Below are 21,190 nucleotides of genomic sequence, written 5' to 3' on the forward strand. Positions count from 1 at the left end.
ACTAATTTAACAAAGTTAGACTACTTTGCTGATAATGCAATAAAGAAGAATTAAAAATACGAATAATGAACTAGGTGAGAAGAAATAATTCAGTGATGCTTAAATGAATAGATTATGAATGTGAAAGGAAGGGGCTGTTAGCTACAGAGCCACTGTAAAAGAAACTGCTTAAAACACAGCGTGGCAGCAGGTATACTGTGAGCAATAAAACCGCACTCAAAGCAGCAGAATCTAACCTCATTATGCAAAAATACGACTTACAAACCTTTCAGGGCCTTATCCTAGCGTTACAGGATTACTGGGCACAGCAGGGCTGTGTTATTGCACAGCCTTTTGATCTAGAAGTGGGCGCAGGCACGTTTCATCCACTCACCTTTTTAAAAGCCGTTGGCCCAGAGCCAATGTCGAGTGCGTATGTGCAGCCTTGTCGCCGTCCTACCGATGGCCGCTATGGTGAAAACCCTAACCGCCTACAGCATTACTATCAATTTCAGGTAGTTTTAAAGCCGTCTCCGGACAATATCCAGGACCTATACTTGGGCTCACTCGCTGCATTGGGAATTGACACACTTAAGCATGAAGTCCGTTTTGTTGAAGACAACTGGGAATCGCCAACTCTGGGTGCTTGGGGATTAGGATGGGAAGTGTGGCTAAATGGCATGGAAGTCACGCAGTTCACCTATTTCCAGCAAGTAGGGGGGCTTGAGTGTGCGCCAGTAACCGGCGAAATCACCTATGGTCTTGAGCGTTTAGCCATGTATATTCAAGGTGTGGACAGTATTTACGACCTCGTGTGGGCTGACGGCCCGATGGGCAAAGTGACCTATGGTGATGTTTTCCACCAAAACGAAGTAGAGCAGTCGAAATACAATTTCGAACATGCCGACGTTGATGCGCTATTTAAGCAATTCGACCAGTGCGAAAAGGAAAGTCAAAAACTCATAGAAGCAGAGTTGCCATTACCAGCTTATGAGCAAGTGATGAAGGCATCGCACGCATTCAACCTTCTCGATGCACGTCACGCTATCTCAGTGACAGAGAGACAACGTTATATTCTGCGCGTTAGAGCCTTATCTAAAGCCTGTGCAGAAAGTTACTACGCGGCGCGTGAAGCGCTCGGATTCCCGCTGTGTAAGGATTAAGAATACCTATGTTACAACAGAATCTTTTAGTTGAAATTGGTACTGAAGAGTTACCACCGAAATCACTGCGCACACTTGCAGAAGCCTTTGCTGATGCATTAACCGCACAACTGGACGAGCTTACTCTCGGGCACCAAGGTGTGCAGTGGTATGCATCGCCTCGCCGGTTGGGGTTGATGGTGTTGCAACTGGACGAAAAACAACAAGACAAAGTGGTCGAGAAGCGTGGCCCAGCAGTCAAAGCTGCGTTTGACGCCGATGGCAACCCAACCAAAGCGGCATTGGGTTGGGCTCGTGGCTGTGGTATTGAAGTCAGCGATGCGGAGCGCCATATCACCGATAAAGGCGAGTGGTTACTACACAAGGCCAATGTTCCTGGTCAGGCGGTACAAGAGCTGATTGTAGACGCCGTAGCTAAGGCATTAACTAAACTACCTATCCCTAAACCTATGCGTTGGGGAGCTAACAAGACTCAGTTTATTCGCCCGGTACACACCGCGACCATTTTCTACGGTGCAAGCTTAGTTCAAGGTGAAATTCTTGGTAAAGCGATCGGTAACGAGCTTCAGGGGCATCGCTTCCATCACCCAGAGAAAGTCGCGATTCATCACGCCGATGAGGCGCTAGTTAAGCTGAAGGAAGCCTACGTTGTCGCGGATTACGAGGCGCGCAAAGCGATGATCCGTAATCAAATTGATGCCGCTGCAGCAAAAGTGGGTGCCCAGGTCGCGATGGATGAAGAACTGTTAGAGGAAGTGACCTCGCTGGTTGAATGGCCGGTGACGTTAACCGCCTCTTTTGAAGAAGAGTTCTTGGATGTGCCAGATGAAGCACTGATCTACACCATGAAAGACGACCAAAAATACTTCCCACTGCTTGATAGCAATGGCAAGCTGATTAATAAATTCTTATTTGTTTCCAATATTGAGAGCAAAGACCCAAGTGTAGTGATCTCTGGAAATGAGAAAGTAGTGCGCCCACGTTTGGCTGATGCACAGTTCTTTTATGAGGCAGATAAAAAGAAAACATTGGAAAGCCGCTTAGCGTCTCTTGATTCCGTGTTGTTCCAAAAGCAACTAGGTACCCTGAAAGATAAATCAGAGCGAATTAGTGCGCTATCAGGCTACATTGCTGAGCAATTGAGTGCCGATAAAGCCTTAGCAGAGCGGGCCGGTTTGTTAAGTAAAACCGACCTGATGACAGAGATGGTGATGGAGTTCACTGATGTTCAAGGCGTGATGGGGATGCACTATGCTCGCCATGACGGCGAGCATGAAGATGTCGCCAATGCCATGAACGAGCAATATATGCCGCGTTTCTCTGGGGATGAATTACCACATAGCACTATCGCTTGTGCTGTGGCTCTGGCAGATAAGTTCGACACCTTAGTGGGTATTTTTGGTATCGGCCAAGCTCCGAAAGGTGACAAGGACCCATTTGCCCTGCGTCGTGCAGCAATTGGCGCGCTTCGGATCATGGTAGAGAAGCAACTACCTTTAGATGTGCTTGATATTATCGCCAAAGCACAGCAACTGTTTGCTGATAAGCTCAGTAACTGTAATGTCGCTGAGGATGTATTTGATTTCCTCCTAGGGCGTTTCCGTACTTGGTATCAAGAGCAGGGTATTGCCGTTGATGTAATCCAGGCTGTGTTGGCGCGTCGACCTTCTAAACCCCTTGATTTCGACCTGCGTGTAAAGGCGGTAAGCCATTTCCGTAGCTTAGAGCCTGCAGAAGCGCTGGCTGCGGCAAATAAACGAGTGGGTAACATCCTCAGTAAAAATGACATCAAGGAAGTTGGTGCCATTGATAAAGCGTTACTTCAAGAGCCTGCCGAGCAGACTTTGGCTGAGCAAGTAGCGGCCTATCAAGCGAAGTTATCGCCATTGTATGAACAGGGTGATTATCAGCTGGCATTAAGTGAATTGGCGAATATACGTCAAAGTGTTGATGCCTTTTTCGATAACGTAATGGTGATGGCTGACGATGATGCCGTTAAGAACAATCGCTTGGCGCTATTGTCACAATTACAATCGCTGTTTCTACAAGTTGCTGACATTTCTGTTTTACAGAAATAGTGAGTATTTTTCATAGTGATAGTAAAAGCCAGCATTAAGCTGGCTTTTTTATTGAAGCCTTTGCACTAATTTCTTAGACTGGAGAAAAGTGCGCTTAAAGTGGAAACAAATAATAATGACAAAGCAAATTCCGTTACTCGTTTCAGCCTTACTATTGGGGGCTTGCTCAAGCTCAGTGACTATCGATGATATCGTGCCTGCTGAGGAAGTGAAAAAGCCGTTATTCTTGCGTGGTGATTTCTCGTTGTGGGATGCACAGCCAGAGTATCAAATGCAACGAGTGGCGCCAGCCATCTATGAGACCAAAATTCGCTTCTCTACGCCGGGGAAGGCCTATGAGTTCAAAATTGCCGATGCTCAGTGGAGTGCTGGTTATAATTGCGGTTATCTTGACGAAGCGCTCGATAAAACGTTAGAGCTTGGCCTACCGGTTCAGGCAGACTGCAACAGCGTCTACAACTATTTTAGCTTTACGCCAGAGGAGAAAGGTTGGTACAAAGTGTCTATCAATTTCTCTCGCTTTAAAAAGCCCTTGGTAACAGTCAATCAAGTGTTTGAATAAGGCCTACTGGCCTTTTCTGATCAAATACTGATACGGGGCTTGCTCGGTTTTCTGGGCCACCAAGGTGTGGTCCATAAAACGACAAAAACTGGGAATATCACGAGTCGTTGAAGGGTCATCAGCGGTGATTAGCAGGGTCTCGCCTTGGCGCATTTTGCGCACGGTGCCGCGCACCATCATCACCGGTTCGGGGCAACGTAGGCCCATGGCGTCAAGAACATGGTCAGCTTGGTCAAAGTTCATTGGTGTCGTTGCCTTAGAATAAAAGCGCTAGTTTACCCAAACTTTAGATAAGAAAAAAGGCGGGAGCAATAATGCTTAACCCGCCTTTTTGTCACCAAGTTGATGTGGCTATGGACGTTCGAACACCGTAGCAATACCTTGGCCTAAACCAATACACATGGTTGCAAGGCCGTATTTAGCGTCCTTATCTTCCATAATATTGATAAGCGTGGTGCTAATACGCGAACCAGAGCAACCCAATGGATGCCCAAGTGCAATTGCACCGCCATTTAGATTCACTTTTTCATCGACCTTATCCAGTAGACCTAAGTCTTTAAGCACTGGTAAAGATTGCGCTGCGAATGCTTCATTAAGCTCAGCAACGTCAATATCATCAATGCTGATACCTGCCTGCGCCAATGCCTTCTTAGTCGCAGGGACCGGACCATAACCCATGATTGATGGATCGCAGCCGGCGACTGCCATTGACTTAACACGAGCACGAATTGGCAAGCCTAGCTCTTTAGCTTTTTCTTCACTCATAACCAACATGGCAGAAGCACCGTCAGACAACGCTGAAGATGTGCCTGCAGTGACGCTACCCGAGGCCGGGTTAAATACAGGACGAAGCTGAGATAAACCCTCGACGGTGGTTTCTGGACGAATAACTTCATCATCTTCAACCAAGGTCAATGCACCACTTTCATCATGGCCTTCCATCGGTAGGATCTCGCTTTTAAAGCGACCCTCTACTGTGGCTGCATGAGCGCGTTGGTGTGAGCGAGCGCCGAACTGGTCCTGTTGCTCGCGGCTAATACCGTGCAAGGTGGCAAGATATTCAGCTGTTAGTCCCATCACACCTGCGGCTTGAGCTACAGAAGTAGCGAGCCCTGGGTGGAAATCATTACCATGGGTCATTGGTACATGGCCCATATGCTCCACACCCCCGATAAGGTAAGTATCGCCAGCACCGGTCATAATTGCGCGTGCCGCATCATGTAACGCTTGCATTGATGAGCCGCATAATCGGTTTACAGTGACTGCTGGCACTGTGTGTGGAATACCCGCCAACAGTGCGGCGTTACGGCCGACGTTAAAGCCTTGTTCTAAGGTTTGCTGTACGCAACCCCAGTAGATGTCGTCTATTGACGCAGGATCCACAGCAGGGTTGCGCTCTAATAGGCCTTTCATCAAGTGGGCACTAAGGTCCTCAGCACGCTTGTGGCGGAATACGCCATTTTTTGAGCGGCCCATAGGTGTACGAATACAATCAACGATGACAACATTATTCATGATTATTGTCCCTCCACTTGATAAAACACGCGGCCTTGCTCGGCCCATTGACGTGTTTGGTCAGATACTTGGTAAATCGCACCAAGGTGTGCGTACTTATCAGCAGTTGCTACAAAGTTAGCCAGGCCGACTTGGTCTAAATAGCGGAATACACCGCCTCTGAATGGCGGGAAGCCAATACCATATACCAACGCCATGTCTGCTTCTTGTGGTGAAGCAATGATGTTTTCTTGTAGGCAAAGCAGTACTTCGTTGATCATCGGTACCATACAGCGGTCGATCATTTCCTGCTTATCAACGTCTTTCTCACTGTCGCTCAGCGTTGATAGTAACTTTAATGCCTCGTCATCATGGCTCTTCTTCAAACGGCCACGGCGATCAGGAGCATAGCTGTAGAAGCCTTTGCCATTTTTCTGACCGTAGCGTTTAGCTTCTGCAAACACGGCGACCGGGTCTTTCTCTTGGCGAGCCATACGTTCAGGGAAGCCTTCAGCCATCACGCCAGTGCAATGGAAGGCGGTATCAATACCCACCACGTCTAGTAGGTAGGCAGGCCCCATCGGCCAACCAAAGACATTTTCCATGACTTTATCGATTTTTGCGAAGCTGATTCCTTCGCTGACCATTTTGCTGAAGCCAGCAAAGTAGGGGAATAGCACACGGTTTACGAAAAACCCAGGGCAGTCATTCACAACGATGGGCGACTTACCTAGCTTAAGGGCATAGTCGACTACAGCGTTAACGGTATCTTCTGAGGTTTTCTCGCCACGAATCACCTCTACCAAAGGCATCTTTGGAACGGGGTTGAAAAAGTGCATACCGCAGAATTTTTCAGGTTTCTCTAGCGCTGTGGCAAGTTCATCAATACGAATAGTCGACGTGTTTGATGTTAGTACAGCATTGTCACCTAAGGTTTTCTCAAGGTCGCTTAATACTGCTTTTTTCACCTTCGGATTCTCAACCACGGCTTCAACTACGATATCAGCACTTTGCACATCCGCATCGTTAAGAGTCGGTTTTATTTTTCCTAGTACGCCGACCATCTTATCCATGTTCATATGGCCGCGTTTTACTTTTTTACCAAGTAGCTTTGCTGCCTCGCCCATACCTAAGTCGAGAGCATCTTGGTTAATGTCTTTCATGACAATAGGTGTGCCTTTGTAGGCTGACTGGTAAGCGATACCGCCGCCCATAATGCCTGCACCTAGTACCGCAGCTTGGTTGATGCTGACACTACTACCCTTGGCTTGCTTTTTAGCTTTGCCTTTAATGAACTGATCGTTCAAGAAAATACCGGTAAGCGCAGCAGCTTCATTGGTTTTAGCCAGCTTGGCGAAGTTGGCATTTTCCACTGCCATGGCTTCGTCGCGACTCATATTCGCGGCTTCTTTAATGGTTTTCACTGCAAGCACTGGCGCTGGGTAGTGGCCTTTAGTTTTGCCCATAACCATGCCTTCGGCCATGGCAAAGCTCATGCCTTGCTCTACCTTATTCATCTTCAATGGCGCTTGTTTTGTCGCGCGGCGCTTTTGCCAATCAAGCTTACCCGCAATGGCTTGCTCCAGCATGTTGATACATGCATCAACAAGCGCGTCATCAGCAACCACAGCATCAAGTGCGCCTACTTTTAGTGCATCATTGGCACGGTTTTCCTGACCCGTAGTGATCCAAGTCATGGCATTGTCTGCACCGATGATACGAGGTAAACGCACGGTGCCACCAAAGCCTGGCATGATACCCAGTTTGGTCTCAGGTAAACCGATTTTAGCTTTGCTGCTACCAACACGGAAATCGGTCGCCAGAACCCACTCACAGCCACCGCCAAGAGCCATGCCATTGATGGCACTGATAGTAGGGAAAGGTAAGTCTTCTAAAGCATCAAACACATCGGTTGCGTTTTTAATCCAGCTTACAAGCTCTTGCTCTGGTCTTTGGAAAGTGGGTAGGAATTCAAAAATATCAGCACCAACGATGAAGTGATCTTTATCGCTGGTAAATACCATGCCTTTAATGTCGTCACGTTGACGTAATTCTTTGATGGCCTCTAAGCAGTCGTTTAAGGTTTGTTGAGATAGTTTATTCACTGAACCAGGTACAGTGAACTTAAACTCAGCAATTTGGTCCTTTATAAAAGAGACTACAAAGGAATCGCTCTGAAATATCATGGGTATCTCCCTTTGTTTCATGTGAAACTGGTACGATGAGTTGGGTTTTCGATCAGTGTCGCGTCTTTAATCCGAAAATGCAATGAAAATTTCCGGCTAAAATTTACATTCGGTTAAAAATTAACGCTGATACGAGATGCGACCAAAACACGTATAGATGCGGTTACTAAAGGTCAAAACTCATCCATTAATGTAGTACAGTTAAGATGGTTCGTTGAACCAATAATGGTAACGTGCCTTTTTGAGCATTTTTAGTGTTATTCCGTTACCTGTGTTTCGCGCGATAAAACGTAGGATTATCATGAAACGATTTATACATGTGTTACTGGCTGCATCCCTACTGCACGCCTCCAGTGCTTCTTTAGCCAGTGACAATGACGATTTTTTAGAGGCGGAAAAGGTGGCCTGGTCAGGCAACTATAAAGAGTTTAAGCGCCTCAATAGCCAACTTGATCACCCACTTAAGCCTTATGTAGAGATGGCCTTTTATAAACGCCATCCGCAGTTAAAATATCAAACAGAAATAGAGCGCTTTTTGAGCGTGTACCAAAATACTCCCCTCGAGTGGCCGGTGCGTCGAGCCTGGCTTAATTACCTAGCTAAAAGAGGGCGAAAAGCCGACTTTGTTGCTAACTATCAACCCACAAGCGACGCGCAGTTAAAGTGCCAGTACCTAGATTTTCAATTGCAACTAGGCGCCCCTGAGCGAGCAATATTAGCGCAAGTTGCTGATCTCTGGGTGGTTGGGCAATCTCAACCGAAACAGTGTGACTCCTTATTCGCTAAGTGGCGTGATGCTGGGATGCAAACTCCACAACGGGTATGGCAACGGGTAGGGTTGGCAGCACGAGAGGGCGAATACCACTTGCTGCGCTACCTGAAAACGTTGCTACCGAATAATGAGCGTTATTTAGCTGATTTATATTCTGCGGTGCGCAAAGACCCCAGTGCTGCAGCAGGTTTGTACCGGTTCAAAAACAAAAGCAGCAGAGAAGCGGAAATTGCCCATTATGGCGTTAAGCGTTTGGTATGGCGAGATCCGGAACTAGCGATTCGAGCATGGACCAAACTCGATAACATGTTCACTTTTACCGACGAGCAACGCCAGGAAATTAACTATGCCTTTGCTTATGCATTGGCGGTAAAACAGCATGATGAAGCGAAGTTTTGGTTAAATAAAGTGCCCGATGCGGGCCATGATAAAAAGCTAATGCAGTGGCATTTGGCGAATATGCTCAGAGAGCAAGATTGGCCAGGGATATCAGCTTACTTCACTAATAAAACCAATCTCAGCAATGGCCATAAATACTGGCTTGCATACAGCTATTTTCGTCAAGGGCGGGCACAAGAGGCCCAAGATATATGGCTGCCGCTGGCACAACAACGAGATTATTATGGCTTTCTTGCCGCCGCACGCTTGGACCAACCGGTTAACCTTAATAGTAAACAGTTGATGTTGCCGCCTGGGTTGAAGGAAAAGGTGGCTCAGGCGCCAGGCTTCAAACGCGCCAAACGTTTGCATGAACTGAAGCGCTACACCAGCGCGCGCAGGGAATGGAATTACCTAATAGATACGTCAAGTGAAGCGGAGAAACTAGCGGCTTCGGTATTAGCGGGTGAACAAGGCTGGCATGACAGTACCATCTTTACATTGGCGCGTATAAAGGCTTGGGATTACGTGGATTTACGCTTCCCTGATGCATTCACCGACTTATTTAAGCGCTATAGCCGCCGCAACAAGGTGGATATGGATTGGAGTATTGCTATTGCTCGGCGTGAGAGCTCTTTTGCTCCGGATGCTCGCTCTCGGGCCAATGCCCGGGGCTTAATGCAGCTTCTTCCTAGCACCGCGAAGTACATTAATCGTAGTACCGTGTCTTCACGGCGTTTGTACGAGCCCAGCACTAATATCAATTTGGGCACCAAGTACCTCAAGTATTTAGAGGGTAAAACTAATGGCAACCAAGTGCTAGCAACAGCGTCTTACAATGCGGGTTATCACCGTGTACGTAAATGGTTACCGGATCAAGCTATGCCTGCGGAGCTGTGGATTGAATTGATCCCGTATCGGGAAACGCGCGACTATGTCAAAAATGTATTTGCTTATCGGCAAGTATACCTTACTAAACAAGGCAAAAACGAAAACATCCTAGCGTCTATTCTTGATATGCGCATAGGTGGTTAGCCGCACAGCTGGCGGCTGTGATAGACTGCAGTTAATAATATTTAGCAAAGTGGGTGATACATGAATAAATTAGCGGTGTTATACGCTGAACATATTGCAACCTTGCAAAAGCGCACGCGCGAAATTATCGAACGCGAAAACCTAGACGGCGTTGTTTTCCATTCTGGCCAAGCGAAGCGCCAGTTCTTAGACGATATGTACTACCCGTTTAAGGTGAATCCACAATTTAAGGCCTGGTTGCCAGTGATAGATAACCCACATTGCTGGATTGTCGCGAACGGCACCGATAAGCCTAAATTGATTTTCTATCGCCCTGTGGACTTTTGGCACAAGGTCCCCGATGAGCCGAATGAGTATTGGGCTGACTACTTTGATATTGAACTGCTGGTGAAACCGGATCAGGTAGAAAAGTTACTACCCTATGATAAGGCGCGATTTGCATATATTGGCGAATACTTGGAAGTCGCTCAAGCTTTGGGTTTTGAGCTGATGAATCCGGAGCCGGTAATGAACTTTTATCATTACCACCGTGCCTACAAAACGCAGTACGAACTTGCTTGTATGCGTGAGGCGAATAAAATCGCCGTACAAGGTCACAAAGCTGCGCGAGATGCGTTTTTTCAAGGCAAGTCCGAATTTGAAATTCAACAAGCCTATCTGTTAGCGACCCAACACAGCGAAAATGACACACCTTACGGCAACATTGTGGCGCTAAATGAAAACTGCGCCATTTTGCACTACACGCACTTTGATCGTGTTGCTCCTGCTACCCATCGTTCTTTTTTGATTGACGCTGGCGCCAACTTCAATGGTTACGCAGCCGATATTACTCGAACCTATGACTTTACTGGTGAAGGGGAATTTGCTGAGCTTGTTGCCACCATGAAGCAGCACCAAATTGCACTATGTAACCAGTTGGCGCCTGGCAAGTTATATGGTGAGTTACACCTTGATTGTCACCAACGTGTGGCGCAAATACTGAGTGACTTTAACATCGTCAACTTATCGGCCGATGAGATTGTTGCCAAAGGCATTACCTCAACGTTCTTCCCACATGGTTTAGGCCATCATATTGGTTTACAAGTACATGATGTGGGTGGTTTTATGGCTGACGAGCAGGGCGCACACCAAGAGCCGCCTGAAGGTCACCCATTCCTGCGTTGCACCCGTAAGATTGAAGCGAATCAAGTATTTACCATTGAACCTGGGTTGTACTTTATTGATTCCTTGCTCGGTGATTTAGCAGCGACAGATAATAATCAGCATATTAATTGGGACAAGGTCGCAGAACTTAAGCCTTTCGGTGGTATTCGTATTGAGGACAATATCATTGTTCACGAAGACAGCCTTGAGAATATGACTCGCGAGCTAGAGCTCGATTAACCACCCATTCACTGCGGGGCCTAAGTGCTCCGCAGTTTGCTATCAATGATCCTGCCGTTATGTCTGAATACTCATACCCTAGTGAGCCCTTAAGTTACGAAGAAGAAATCAAAAAGAGCACCTTTATTGTACATGTGGCGCACACGCCGGATATTAGTGCGGCAAAAGACTTTATCGCCGATATTAATCGCCGTTACCCCGATGCCCGCCATAACTGTTGGGCTCATGTAGCAGGGGCTCCAGGAGGCAGCCATGTGTATGGCTTTTCCGATGATGGCGAGCCCAATGGGACTGCTGGCAAACCAATGCTGAATGTACTTCAAGGCAGTGGCCTTGGCGAAATTTGTGCTGTGACAACGCGTTACTTCGGTGGTATTAAGCTTGGGACCGGTGGGTTGGTTCGTGCCTATGGTGGTACGCTTAATAACGCGCTGGCGCAACTAGTTACCCAGGTTAAGGTGCCTAGTGTGGTACTCATTGGCGACAGTGACTATGCTCTACAGGGAGTCATAGAGCAAAGGTTGCAAACTCACTATCAAGTCCTTGATATTGAGAAGCAATATGATAGCGCCATTCGTTGGCAGATATGTATTGATGAGCGCCAAAGCGATGCAGCGATAAAAGATATCTTTGATTTAAGCCACGGTACTGTTGAGTTAAAAATAAAACAGTAAGACAATAACATGCAAACAAAAGTCACGGCGATGCGCTAGATGCAATACCGCACGATAATAAAAATACTGGGCCAGCTGGTGGCGTTATTCAGCATCACTATGGTGCCGCCAGCCTTGGTCTCACTAATATACAAAGATGGCGGCGGCTTACCTTTTATTCTCGCTTTTGTCTTTAGCGTCATTGCTGGCTTAATTGCCTACTACCCCAACCGTAATGAGCATGGAGATTTAAAGGCTCGGGAAGGCTTTTTAATTGTGGTGTTGTTTTGGCTGGTGCTGGGCTCGTTCGCATCTTTACCGCTGATTTTTCTAGATGCGCCCAAGTTATCGATGGCAGACGCTGTATTTGAGGCGTTTTCTGGGCTGACCACTACCGGTGCGACCGTATTGACGGGCATAGAGTACTTACCTAAGTCGGTGCTTTTCTATCGCCAGCAATTACAATGGCTGGGCGGTATGGGGATCATCGTACTTGCCGTTGCCGTGCTCCCTATGCTTGGTGTGGGTGGGATGCAGCTGTACCGTGCTGAGACGCCAGGGCCGGTGAAAGATTCAAAAATGACACCACGAATTGCCGATACGGCAAAACACCTGTGGTATATCTATGTGTCGCTTACCTTAACTTGCACGCTGGCTTATTGGGTTGCGGGAATGAATTGGTTTGATGCGATTTGTCATGCCTTTTCAACCATAGCCATTGGTGGTTTCTCTACCTATGATGCGTCGATGGGGCACTTTGATAGCCCCGTGATTAACCTGATCTGTGTGGTGTTTTTGCTAATTGCTGCAATCAACTTTTCACTGCACTACGCAGCAGTGGCCAGTCGTAGTGGTAAAGTTTATTTGCGCGACCCTGAGTTTAAAGCATTTTTTCTGATTCAAGTGGCACTCATCATTATCTGTTTCGCAGTGCTTTCCTCTAATAACATTTACGCCAATGGTGATGAAACGCTCGACCAGGCGATGTTTCAGGCCGTTTCCATCAGTACCACCGCCGGTTTTGCGACCGATAACTTCTCCGCTTGGCCGCTGTTTCTACCTATGCTGCTGATCTTTTCCAGTTTCATTGGTGGCTGTGCGGGCTCCACAGGCGGGGGAATGAAAGTAGTGAGGGTGTTTTTGTTGTACTTACAAGGTATCCGGGAGCTTAACCGCTTGGTCCACCCGCGCGCCATCTATTCGATTAAGCTAGGTCGTAAAGCCCTGCCAGATAAGGTTGTGGAGGCGGTATGGGGCTTTTTCTCTGCCTATGCCTTGGTGTTTGTAATTATTATGATCAGCTTGATGGGGACGGGGCTAGATAATATCACTGCCTTCTCGGCGACCGCCGCCTGCCTTAATAACCTGGGTCCAGGCTTGGGTGAAGTAGCCGCTCACTATGGTGACATTAGTGATAGCGCAAAGTGGATCCTGACATTGGCAATGGTCTTTGGCCGGTTAGAGATATTTACTCTCCTCGTGCTGTTTACCCCAACATTCTGGCGTGGGTGAGGCACGGTCGCTTGCGACTGCGAGTGACTTAACGTCACTCGTTGAGGGCCGAACGCGAAGGCGTGGATGCCTGAGCCGGGCGTCGCTTCAGGATGAATTCCTGCCACCATGCTCTCCCTTTTCTATCTCGTGGCGGTGACTTAACGTCATTCGTTGAGTGGCGTTGAGGCGTGGATGCCTAGCGTAGGCACTCAATTGTTTTTTATCTCTTCTGTATTTCTTTTTGTCCTAAATTCCATCTCTTTACTGAACCAAAGATGCGTTGTTGCTAAAAAGCAACACAGCGCTTGGTGTGCAGTCGGGGCTCAATAAAAATCCCCTTACAAATAGTTATTTAAATTATAAGTTGTTGAATTTTATATAAATAAACATAAAAAATAATTTATGAGAATGATGGCATTACACTTTCATTCAGTTAAAAGTCACCTTCAGCGCAATCCAGGCAGGTAATTGGCTGAATTCAAGGTGAGAAGTTGCAAAATAACCTTTTGAAAAATATAGATATTATCTTTTAAGCCTGAACTGTGTCGCAAAAGAGCAACAGAAAAACATAGTGTAATGGCCCTTAACTCCCCTTACTTACATATATCTCCATGATAAATAATGCTTTTTTAATGTTGGCATCGGACTTGTAATAGTCAGGGTGAGTTTAAAACGCAGTAGCAATTAGCACAGAACGTTACTGACACAGATTTCAACAAGTAAAGAAGGATATTGATTATGAAACGCATGACTTCAACTTTAGCACTTATCACTTTAGCAGCTTCAAGCGCAGCGTTTGCAGCAGATTTCTCTACTTTAGATGCAGACGGCAATGGCGCTATCAGCAAGCAAGAAGCAGCAGTGGATGCAGAGCTTAGCAAACACTTCGACAAGCTAGATACCGATGGTAACGGTGAGCTGTCAAAAGAAGAGTTTGAACAAGCTTAAGCGCTTAGTTTAAACATTAATTTCAGATTTCAGATTTTAGTTTTCAGTCCAGAAGGATACTTATTATGAAACGCATGACTTCAACTTTAGCACTTATCACTTTAGCAGCTTCAAGCGCAGCATTTGCAGCAGATTTCTCAACTTTAGATGCAGACGGCAATGGCGCTATCAGCAAGCAAGAAGCAGCAGTGGATGCAGAGCTTAGCAAGCACTTCGACAAACTAGATACCGATGGTAACGGTGAGCTGTCAAAAGAAGAGTTTGAACAAGCTTAAGCGCTTAGTTTAAACATCAATTTCAGATTTTAGTTTTCAGTCCAGAAGGATACTTATTATGAAACGCATGACTTCAACTTTAGCACTTATCACTTTAGCAGCTTCAAGCGCAGCATTTGCAGCAGATTTCTCTACTTTAGATGCAGACGGCAATGGCGCTATCAGCAAGCAAGAAGCAGCAGTGGATGCAGAGCTTAGCAAGCACTTCGACAAGCTAGATACCGATGGTAACGGTGAGCTTTCAAAAGAAGAGTTCGAGCAAGCTTAAGCGCTATTCGCTCTTTCTCACGCACTTTATTTCCATTAAGAGGGATTTGTTATGAAAGGTATGACGTCAACAATCGCATTTGTCACTTTAGCTGCATCAAGCGCTGTATTTGCAGCAGATTTTAACGCACTTGATGCCGACGGCAATGGCGCTATCAGTGTTCAAGAGGCCTCTGTCGATGCCGCTCTAATGGAGCAGTTCGATCAACTCGATACAGATGGCAACGGTGAGCTCTCAAAAGCAGAGTTCGAAAAAGCCGAGTAACCCAATTATTTACCAAACAAGGTAAGGAGCAAGTTATGAAAACCATGAAACACACAGTCGCATTAATGGCACTTGTAGGCGCATCTTCAGCTTTCGCACTGGATGCAGATTTCAACACTATCGATGCCGACGGCAACGGCGCTATCAGTATGGAAGAGGCGTCTAAGTATCCTGAGCTTATGAGTCAATTTAAAGACTTGGATACTGACATGAACGGTGAGTTATCTGAGCAAGAATTTGCTAAAGCGCAGTAACGACTGCGCAACACCGGACAACACCACACAGTAAAGAGGATACATTATGAAAAATTCGACAAAAGCAGTCGCTATCGTAGGTTTAGTAAGCGCATCATCAGCATTCGCATTGGATATGGACTTTAACAGTGTAGACGTAGATAGCAATGGCGCTATCAGCATGGAAGAAGCGTCTAAGTATCCAGAGCTAATGCAGCAGTTCAAGGATTTGGACGCCAATAAAGACGGTGAGCTGAGCGAAAAAGAATTCGCAAAAGCTGAGTAATTTAACGCCAACTAAGAGGAGAGCGTGATGAAAACGACTAACACACTACTTGCTATGGCGATTTTGGCTTCTTCTGCAACAGCTATCGCAGGTTCTACTTTTGATACATTGGATGTCGACGGTAATGGCAGCATCAGCAAGGAAGAGGCAAGTGCAGATGCAGCGATTCTAACTAAATTTGATGAGCTTGATATTGATGGAAATGGCGAGCTATCTAAGGAAGAATTTGCTCACGCTGAGTAAATACCCAGACCCATTAGAGCAACGCAAAAGCAGTCTTAGTCCACCCACTAAGGCTGCTTTTTTATGTTTTACAGAAACATTGCGCTGACCTGGAAGAGCTTCTCAACCACATGAATGTGCTTTTTATCTATCAAGAACATAATGACATGGTCACCACTTTGGATCACTGTATCATCATGGGCTATCAGTACGTCATCATTGCGCACGATAGCGCCAATAGTCGTCCCTGCAGGTAGTTTAATTTCAGAGATAGCTCTGCCTACCACTTTAGAGGTGTTCTCATCACCATGGGCTACGGCTTCAATTGCCTCTGCCGCGCCTTTACGTAACGAGTAAACATTGACGATGTCACCGCGTCTTACGTGAGTCAGCAGGGCTGAAATGGTCGCTTGCTGTGGTGAAATAGCAATGTCAATTTCGCCGCCTTGCACCAAGTCAACATAGGCGCCACGTTGAATGAGCACCATGGTTTTTTGCGCCCCCATACGTTTTGCCAACATCGCTGACATAATATTGGCTTCGTCGTCATTGGTCACTGCAATGAATACATCGACTTGCTCAATATGCTCTTCTGATAGCAGCTCCTGATCAGACGCATCACCACAAAAAACCACAGTATCATCGAGCATTTCAGATAGTTGCTCAGCTCGTTGTGGGTTACGCTCCAGCAGCTTAACGCTATGGTTTTTTTCCAACGAGCGGGCCAAGCCAGCACCAATGTTACCGCCACCGGCGATCATGATCTTCTTATAAGAACGCTCAAGCTTTTGCAGTTCACTCATTACCGCACGAATATGCTTGGTTGCGGCAATAAAGAAGATCTCATCGTCGGCTTCGATCACTGTGGTGCCCAAGGGTTTGATAGCCTTGCCTTGGCGGTAAATTGCAGCAACACGAGTCTCTACATTGGGAATGTGTTCTTTCAATGCTGATAGCGCATAACCAACGAGTAAACCGCCATAGTAGGCTTTGACTGCGACCAGAGACAACTTGCCATCGGCAAATTGCAGCACTTGTAAGGCGCCCGGATAATCAATAAGGCGGCGGATGTACTTGGTAACAAGTTGCTCAGGAGCGATATAGTGGTCCACCGGCAAATCGTCATTATGGAACAACTGCTGACGATAGCGCAGGTATTGCTCCGAGCGAATACGGGCAATCTTGGTGGGGGTATTAAAAATACTGTAGGCCACTTGGCAGGCCACCATATTGACTTCATCGGAGCTGGTGACGGCAATAATCATATCAGCATCTTCAGCGCCGGCCTTGCGCAAAATATCGGGGTGAGCACTGTGCCCAGTGACTCCTTGCAGGTCATATTTGTCCTGTAGCTCGCGCAAGCGATCGCCATCAATGTCGACAACGGTGATTTCGTTCTGCTCGCCGACAAGGTTTTCAGCCAGTGTTCCGCCGACTTGCCCCGCGCCTAAGATGATAATTTTCATTGCTATATCACTGTTTTATTATTTTTGCGTAATAGAAGCCATCGGTGTCGCCAGGTAATAATTGCCACCCTGGTTGAGCTATAGAGTCTTGCTCGTGCAGTGGGCTATGCTGAGCATCACGATGGCGTGTGAAGAAGGCTTTCATCTGCTCTTGATTTTCTTCTGATAGCACCGAACAAGTTGCATAAAGTAAAGTTCCGCCCGGCTTCAATAATGGCCAAATAGCATCAAGGATTTGTCCCTGTAGCTTAGCGAGCTCGTCAATATCAGAGTGTCGTCTTAACCATTTAATATCAGGATGACGGCGTATCACCCCTGTTGCTGAGCAGGGAACATCCAATAAAATGCGATCAAATTGCTGACCTTGCCACCATGACTCTGTGTCTTGTGCTTGGGCGCAAACAAGTTCGGCATCAAGATGTAATCGCTGTAAGTTAGCGCGCACTTTGTCTAGGCGTTCGGCATCACAGTCAAGTGCCATCACTTTTGCATCGGCCAACTCAAGTATGTGGCAGGTTTTGCCGCCCGGCGCGGCGCAGGCGTCGAGCACATATTCACCATCTTGTGCGCCAAGCAGCCTCGCGGCTTGCTGAGCAGCTGCATCTTGGACAGAGCTTGCCCCTGCGAAAAACTCTGGTAGTTTCTGCACATCCACTGCTTTTTTAAGCTTTATTGCATCTTGGTAATCGGCAAATTGACTGTACTCGATACCTTGTTTGCTGAGCAGGTGCGCATATTGCTCGCAAGTATACTGACGTTGATTCACGCGTAACCACATGGGCGCTTGCGCCTGGTTTTGGGCAACAATGGTGTGCCAATGTTCTGGGTAGTCGCGCTTAAGTTTTTTTAATAACCAGCCTGGGTGATTATATTTACAAGCATCGATCTGTGTTGCTGCGGCTTCGAGCTCATCGCGTTGGCGCTGAAAACTCCGTAATACGGCGTTAACTAGGCCTTTCAGGCCTGGTGCGCGCATCGCTTTGAGTGCATTAACGGTTTCACCCACTGCGGCATGCTCGGGAACACGCATATGTATTAATTGATACAGGCCAACATAGAGTAAAAACTGATAGACACGACGTTTACCTTTGAGGGGCTCATCCAGCAGTTGCTGACAATAAAACTCTAGGCTTGGCAGGTAGCGTAAGACGCCATAACAGATCTGCTGCATCAAAGCCTTATCTTTTGGATTGAGGTCCCGGCTGTAGCGGGGCAGAGCTGCCGAGAGAGAAACCCCGCGATCGACGACGTGATAGAGTGTGTGCGCCGCTTGGGCGCGAACATTACTCATGGGTTTCGCCTGCAATATGTGCCAAGGTGCTACCCACACTGACCCAATCGGCTCGGCCGTTTAAAAAGTCTTGGGCGGACATGGGTTTTTTACCTGGCGGTTGAAGCTCGGTAATGCACAGAGCATGGTTGGTGCAGGCGACCACAATACCGTTTTTATCGGCCCGCAATATTTGCCCTGGTGCACCTTGCTCGGTAACAACGTCGGCTTGCCATACCTTGACGGTATTGCCTTGCATCTTGGTAAAACAAATAGGCCATGGGTTAAAGGCTCTCACGTTGCGAGCTAATTGCTCGGCATCAAGCTGCCAGTCTAACTCCGCCTCTTCTTTAGATAATTTTTTAGCGTAGTTTGCTTGAGCATCGTCTTGGGGCTCTGGCTCTATGGTAGAGAGCTTGGCTAAGGTATCAATTAACGCTGAAGGGCCTAGCTGCGCAAGCTTGGCGTACAATGAAGCTGAGGTTTCATCAGCTGCGATAGGGCAACGAGCAATACTCAGCATATCGCCAGTATCAAGACCTTCATCCATTTGCATAATAGTGATGCCCGTTTCCTTATCGCCAGCCCAGATAGCGCGCTGAATAGGGGCTGCGCCTCGCCAGCGAGGTAAAATGGAGCCGTGGACATTGAGGCAACCTAATCTGGGGGTTGTTAAAATCGCTTTTGGCAATAACAACCCGTACGCAACTACCACCATAACGTCGGCGTTTAGCTCTGCAAGTTGCTGTTGTGCCTGCTCGTCTTTTAGAGAAGTTGGCTGATAAACAGGTAAGTTATGCTCTAAAGCAAGCGTTTTAACCTCACTGGCCTTGAGCTTTTTTCCTCTACCTGCGGGGCGATCAGGTTGGCTGTACACGCCAACCACCTCATGTTCTGAGTCAATAAGTGCCTGCAAATGGCGGGCGGCAAAATCCGGCGTACCGGCAAATACGATGCGAAGAGCTTGAGTCACTGTTTATCCTTGTTACTGAGCTTTTGCGGCAAGACGCGCTTCTTTTTCAAGCTTCTTGCGAATACGTTGGCGCTTCAAAGGAGATAAGTAATCAATGAATAGCTTACCTAGTAGGTGGTCTAATTCATGTTGAATGCAAATGGCCAGTAAACCGTCGGCGTCAAGGCTGAACTCTTCACCTTGTTCATTCAGGGCTTTTACTGTCACCGTTTCAGCGCGATCAACCTTCGCATAGGAGTTTGGAACGGATAGACAACCCTCTTCACTGACCGTAGAGCCGTCTTTATGAGTAATCTCAGGATTAATAAGAACCAACGGCTGGTCGCGCTCGTCGGAAACATCGATGACGACGATACGCTGATGAATATCAACCTGGGTGGCCGCAAGACCAATACCATTTTCATCGTACATGGTCTCTAACATGTCTTTGACGATGGTGCGAACATCATCGTTAATATCGGTTACTGGTTGAGCGACTGTGCGCAAACGTTCATCAGGGAATCGAAGTACTTCTAAAAGTGCCATAGCTACCTTATTAAAAATTGTGCTAAATATCGGGTATTGTGTTATGTTTTTATTTTAGCCATTCGTGTGCACCTTTAACAGGTTATTGGGTAATAATTATAATAAAACAAGCTTGAGGAAGCTCATTACAATGATAAAACAGCTATCGGCTGCCGTATTAGCACTTGCGGCTGCTTTTCCATCATTAGCAGATGTTCTAACGGTAAAAGAAAATGCCCCTGAGCAGTATGTGGTAGAAAAGGGAGATACGTTATGGGATATCTCTGCTATTTATTTGGACAAGCCTTGGTTATGGCCAGAGCTGTGGCAAATGAATCCACAAATTGATAACCCTCACCTTATATATCCGGGTGATACGTTATACCTTGTGTATGACGCTCAGGGTCGACCTCGCTTAGTGATGGAGCGTCCAGAAAACTATCAAAAACTAACTCCCCATGGTCGCAAAACCATGAAGAGTGATAGCGCTATTCCAACTATTTCTTTAGAGCTATTGCGTCCATTTTTAACCTATGAACAGGCGCTAAGTGAAGAGCAAATAGCGGCTCAGCCCTATGTGTTAGGTGCTAACGAGAACGTTAAGCGCCCAACTAAAGGCCACATTCTTTACGTTAAAGGCGATTTAGAACGTAACCGTAACTACGCTATTTACCACAAAGATGATCCTTACATTGACCCACAAACAGAAGAAGTGCTTGGCTACGAGGTGAAGCTTGTTGCTACTGCGCGTGCGTTCCGCTCGGGAGACTTCGATAACGGTGTGCCAGCCTCTGTGTTTGTTAACGATGTGAAGCGTGAAATTAATGCTGGTGACTTCTTACTGCCCGTCAGCGAAGGGCAAAGCTTGCCTGCGTTCTTTAAAATGCGTCGCCCTGACAAGGAAATTGATGGCGAAATTATTGCGTCAACTAATGAGCTGCGTGAATTCAGCAAGATGGACATCGTGGTACTCAATCGTGGCCTGACAGACGAAGTGAAAGCAGGACATATGTTTGATATTCGTCGACAGTCACCCACCGTGGTTGATGGTGACGATGGGCCAAGTTATAAAGAAGACGCGAGCACTTACGAGAAAGTTGCGTCTAACATTGAAGAGTCCTTTAATTTCGAAGAGGATGGTGACAACACCACGTGGCATATGCCGAAAGAGAAAGTCGGCGAGCTTATGGTACTGAAAGTACAAGATAGAGTGAGCTATGCTATTGTCACAAAAACGCTACGCCCAATTCGCGTTGGCGATGTAGTCAGTGTTAATTAGTAACAGCTGATCGTACACTGCGTTG

22 protein-coding genes are annotated in these 21,190 nt (G+C 46.9%); 15 read left to right on the top strand and 7 right to left on the bottom strand.

Annotated elements, in window-relative coordinates; genetic code table 11:
• The first annotated feature begins 242 nt into the window (after positions 1–242).
• From glyQ to MHM95_RS17200, 3 genes are all read left to right on the top strand, one after another.
• Positions 243–1,142, top strand: coding sequence for a glycine--tRNA ligase subunit alpha (gene glyQ / locus MHM95_RS17190; RefSeq protein WP_026111100.1), 900 nt, complete (start codon positions 243–245; stop codon positions 1,140–1,142).
• Positions 1,143–1,150: 8 nt separating this feature from the next.
• Complete coding sequence (glyS, locus tag MHM95_RS17195; protein WP_239385881.1) at positions 1,151–3,220, top strand: glycine--tRNA ligase subunit beta; 2,070 nt, start codon at positions 1,151–1,153, stop codon at positions 3,218–3,220.
• A 109-nt stretch (positions 3,221–3,329) separates the two neighbouring features.
• On the top strand, positions 3,330–3,782 hold the full coding sequence (locus tag MHM95_RS17200) for a hypothetical protein (RefSeq protein WP_026111099.1): 453 nt from the start codon (positions 3,330–3,332) through the stop codon (positions 3,780–3,782).
• Between the two features lie 3 nt (positions 3,783–3,785).
• Here the strand turns inward: MHM95_RS17200 and tusA are convergent, their stop codons facing one another.
• The 3 genes from tusA to fadB all read right to left on the bottom strand — a co-directional run bounded on the left by tusA (position 3,786) and on the right by fadB (position 7,462).
• Complete coding sequence (gene tusA, locus MHM95_RS17205; RefSeq protein WP_022944865.1) at positions 3,786–4,025, bottom strand: sulfurtransferase TusA; 240 nt, start codon at positions 4,023–4,025, stop codon at positions 3,786–3,788.
• A 108-nt stretch (positions 4,026–4,133) separates the two neighbouring features.
• A complete protein-coding gene (gene fadA, locus MHM95_RS17210) occupies positions 4,134–5,297 on the bottom strand; it encodes an acetyl-CoA C-acyltransferase FadA (protein WP_239385882.1) in 1,164 nt (387 codons plus the stop codon).
• Positions 5,298–5,299: 2 nt separating this feature from the next.
• Positions 5,300–7,462, bottom strand: a complete 2,163-nt coding sequence (gene fadB, locus MHM95_RS17215) for a fatty acid oxidation complex subunit alpha FadB (RefSeq protein WP_045979471.1) — start codon at positions 7,460–7,462, stop codon at positions 5,300–5,302.
• A gap of 301 nt (positions 7,463–7,763) precedes the next feature.
• On the opposite strand from fadB, the gene MHM95_RS17220 reads away from it, so the two are divergent.
• From MHM95_RS17220 to MHM95_RS17270, 11 genes are all read left to right on the top strand, one after another.
• The gene (locus MHM95_RS17220) at positions 7,764–9,647 is read left to right on the top strand and encodes a transglycosylase SLT domain-containing protein (protein WP_239385883.1); all 1,884 of its coding nucleotides are present in this window, start codon (positions 7,764–7,766) and stop codon (positions 9,645–9,647) included.
• 60 nt (positions 9,648–9,707) lie between these two features.
• Entirely contained in the window at positions 9,708–11,030 is a 1,323-nt protein-coding gene (pepQ, locus tag MHM95_RS17225) for a Xaa-Pro dipeptidase (protein WP_239385884.1), read from the top strand.
• Positions 11,031–11,089: 59 nt separating this feature from the next.
• A complete protein-coding gene (locus MHM95_RS17230; protein ID WP_138588048.1) occupies positions 11,090–11,704 on the top strand; it encodes a YigZ family protein in 615 nt (204 codons plus the stop codon).
• A gap of 39 nt (positions 11,705–11,743) precedes the next feature.
• On the top strand, positions 11,744–13,195 hold the full coding sequence (locus MHM95_RS17235) for a TrkH family potassium uptake protein (protein ID WP_022944859.1): 1,452 nt from the start codon (positions 11,744–11,746) through the stop codon (positions 13,193–13,195).
• 720 nt (positions 13,196–13,915) lie between these two features.
• Entirely contained in the window at positions 13,916–14,125 is a 210-nt protein-coding gene (locus MHM95_RS17240) for an EF-hand domain-containing protein (protein WP_022946908.1), read from the top strand.
• 65 nt (positions 14,126–14,190) lie between these two features.
• Positions 14,191–14,400: an EF-hand domain-containing protein gene (locus MHM95_RS17245; RefSeq protein WP_022946908.1), complete on the top strand. Its 210-nt coding sequence runs from the start codon at positions 14,191–14,193 to the stop codon at positions 14,398–14,400.
• Between the two features lie 58 nt (positions 14,401–14,458).
• Positions 14,459–14,668 carry an EF-hand domain-containing protein gene (locus tag MHM95_RS17250; RefSeq protein WP_022946908.1) on the top strand — a complete coding sequence of 70 codons (210 nt, stop codon included), beginning with the start codon at positions 14,459–14,461 and terminating at the stop codon, positions 14,666–14,668.
• Positions 14,669–14,719: 51 nt separating this feature from the next.
• Complete coding sequence (locus MHM95_RS17255; protein WP_022946909.1) at positions 14,720–14,932, top strand: calmodulin; 213 nt, start codon at positions 14,720–14,722, stop codon at positions 14,930–14,932.
• Positions 14,933–14,967: 35 nt separating this feature from the next.
• Positions 14,968–15,186 carry a calmodulin gene (locus MHM95_RS17260; protein WP_022946910.1) on the top strand — a complete coding sequence of 73 codons (219 nt, stop codon included), beginning with the start codon at positions 14,968–14,970 and terminating at the stop codon, positions 15,184–15,186.
• A gap of 46 nt (positions 15,187–15,232) precedes the next feature.
• Entirely contained in the window at positions 15,233–15,451 is a 219-nt protein-coding gene (locus tag MHM95_RS17265) for a calmodulin (RefSeq protein ID WP_022946911.1), read from the top strand.
• A 27-nt stretch (positions 15,452–15,478) separates the two neighbouring features.
• The gene (locus MHM95_RS17270; RefSeq protein ID WP_022946912.1) at positions 15,479–15,694 is read left to right on the top strand and encodes an EF-hand domain-containing protein; all 216 of its coding nucleotides are present in this window, start codon (positions 15,479–15,481) and stop codon (positions 15,692–15,694) included.
• A 68-nt stretch (positions 15,695–15,762) separates the two neighbouring features.
• On the opposite strand, the gene trkA is transcribed toward MHM95_RS17270, so the two are convergent.
• Genes trkA through def form a run of 4 tightly spaced genes read right to left on the bottom strand, consistent with a single transcriptional unit; the run spans position 15,763 to position 19,907 of the window.
• Positions 15,763–17,139 carry a Trk system potassium transporter TrkA gene (trkA, locus tag MHM95_RS17275; protein ID WP_022946913.1) on the bottom strand — a complete coding sequence of 459 codons (1,377 nt, stop codon included), beginning with the start codon at positions 17,137–17,139 and terminating at the stop codon, positions 15,763–15,765.
• A gap of 7 nt (positions 17,140–17,146) precedes the next feature.
• Complete coding sequence (gene rsmB / locus MHM95_RS17280; protein ID WP_239385885.1) at positions 17,147–18,430, bottom strand: 16S rRNA (cytosine(967)-C(5))-methyltransferase RsmB; 1,284 nt, start codon at positions 18,428–18,430, stop codon at positions 17,147–17,149.
• Positions 18,423–19,382, bottom strand: a complete 960-nt coding sequence (gene fmt / locus MHM95_RS17285; RefSeq protein WP_022946915.1) for a methionyl-tRNA formyltransferase — start codon at positions 19,380–19,382, stop codon at positions 18,423–18,425. Before fmt ends, rsmB begins: the two co-directional genes overlap by 8 nt.
• A gap of 12 nt (positions 19,383–19,394) precedes the next feature.
• Positions 19,395–19,907, bottom strand: coding sequence for a peptide deformylase (gene def, locus MHM95_RS17290; RefSeq protein ID WP_022946916.1), 513 nt, complete (start codon positions 19,905–19,907; stop codon positions 19,395–19,397).
• A 130-nt stretch (positions 19,908–20,037) separates the two neighbouring features.
• On the opposite strand from def, the gene MHM95_RS17295 reads away from it, so the two are divergent.
• Positions 20,038–21,165, top strand: a complete 1,128-nt coding sequence (locus tag MHM95_RS17295) for a LysM peptidoglycan-binding domain-containing protein (RefSeq protein WP_022946917.1) — start codon at positions 20,038–20,040, stop codon at positions 21,163–21,165.
• Positions 21,166–21,190: the final 25 nt, after the last annotated feature.

Origin of the sequence: Pseudoalteromonas sp. CnMc7-15 (assembly GCF_022347925.1) — a bacterium.
Classification (GTDB): domain Bacteria; phylum Pseudomonadota; class Gammaproteobacteria; order Enterobacterales; family Alteromonadaceae; genus Pseudoalteromonas; species Pseudoalteromonas ruthenica.

What these genes read in the sequence shown, in the direction of transcription:
- glyQ (WP_026111100.1), top strand. Translation starts at nt 243, where the DNA reads ATGCAAAAATACGACTTACAAACCTTTCAGGGCCTTATCCTAGCGTTA.
- glyS (WP_239385881.1), top strand. Translation starts at nt 1,151, where the DNA reads ATGTTACAACAGAATCTTTTAGTTGAAATTGGTACTGAAGAGTTACCA.
- tusA (WP_022944865.1), bottom strand. Translation starts at nt 4,025, where the DNA reads ATGAACTTTGACCAAGCTGACCATGTTCTTGACGCCATGGGCCTACGT.
- fadA (WP_239385882.1), bottom strand. Translation starts at nt 5,297, where the DNA reads ATGAATAATGTTGTCATCGTTGATTGTATTCGTACACCTATGGGCCGC.
- fadB (WP_045979471.1), bottom strand. Translation starts at nt 7,462, where the DNA reads ATGATATTTCAGAGCGATTCCTTTGTAGTCTCTTTTATAAAGGACCAA.
- MHM95_RS17220 (WP_239385883.1), top strand. Translation starts at nt 7,764, where the DNA reads ATGAAACGATTTATACATGTGTTACTGGCTGCATCCCTACTGCACGCC.
- pepQ (WP_239385884.1), top strand. Translation starts at nt 9,708, where the DNA reads ATGAATAAATTAGCGGTGTTATACGCTGAACATATTGCAACCTTGCAA.
- MHM95_RS17230 (WP_138588048.1), top strand. Translation starts at nt 11,090, where the DNA reads ATGTCTGAATACTCATACCCTAGTGAGCCCTTAAGTTACGAAGAAGAA.
- MHM95_RS17235 (WP_022944859.1), top strand. Translation starts at nt 11,744, where the DNA reads ATGCAATACCGCACGATAATAAAAATACTGGGCCAGCTGGTGGCGTTA.
- MHM95_RS17240 (WP_022946908.1), top strand. Translation starts at nt 13,916, where the DNA reads ATGAAACGCATGACTTCAACTTTAGCACTTATCACTTTAGCAGCTTCA.
- MHM95_RS17245 (WP_022946908.1), top strand. Translation starts at nt 14,191, where the DNA reads ATGAAACGCATGACTTCAACTTTAGCACTTATCACTTTAGCAGCTTCA.
- MHM95_RS17250 (WP_022946908.1), top strand. Translation starts at nt 14,459, where the DNA reads ATGAAACGCATGACTTCAACTTTAGCACTTATCACTTTAGCAGCTTCA.
- MHM95_RS17255 (WP_022946909.1), top strand. Translation starts at nt 14,720, where the DNA reads ATGAAAGGTATGACGTCAACAATCGCATTTGTCACTTTAGCTGCATCA.
- MHM95_RS17260 (WP_022946910.1), top strand. Translation starts at nt 14,968, where the DNA reads ATGAAAACCATGAAACACACAGTCGCATTAATGGCACTTGTAGGCGCA.
- MHM95_RS17265 (WP_022946911.1), top strand. Translation starts at nt 15,233, where the DNA reads ATGAAAAATTCGACAAAAGCAGTCGCTATCGTAGGTTTAGTAAGCGCA.
- MHM95_RS17270 (WP_022946912.1), top strand. Translation starts at nt 15,479, where the DNA reads ATGAAAACGACTAACACACTACTTGCTATGGCGATTTTGGCTTCTTCT.
- trkA (WP_022946913.1), bottom strand. Translation starts at nt 17,139, where the DNA reads ATGAAAATTATCATCTTAGGCGCGGGGCAAGTCGGCGGAACACTGGCT.
- rsmB (WP_239385885.1), bottom strand. Translation starts at nt 18,430, where the DNA reads ATGAGTAATGTTCGCGCCCAAGCGGCGCACACACTCTATCACGTCGTC.
- def (WP_022946916.1), bottom strand. Translation starts at nt 19,907, where the DNA reads ATGGCACTTTTAGAAGTACTTCGATTCCCTGATGAACGTTTGCGCACA.
- MHM95_RS17295 (WP_022946917.1), top strand. Translation starts at nt 20,038, where the DNA reads ATGATAAAACAGCTATCGGCTGCCGTATTAGCACTTGCGGCTGCTTTT.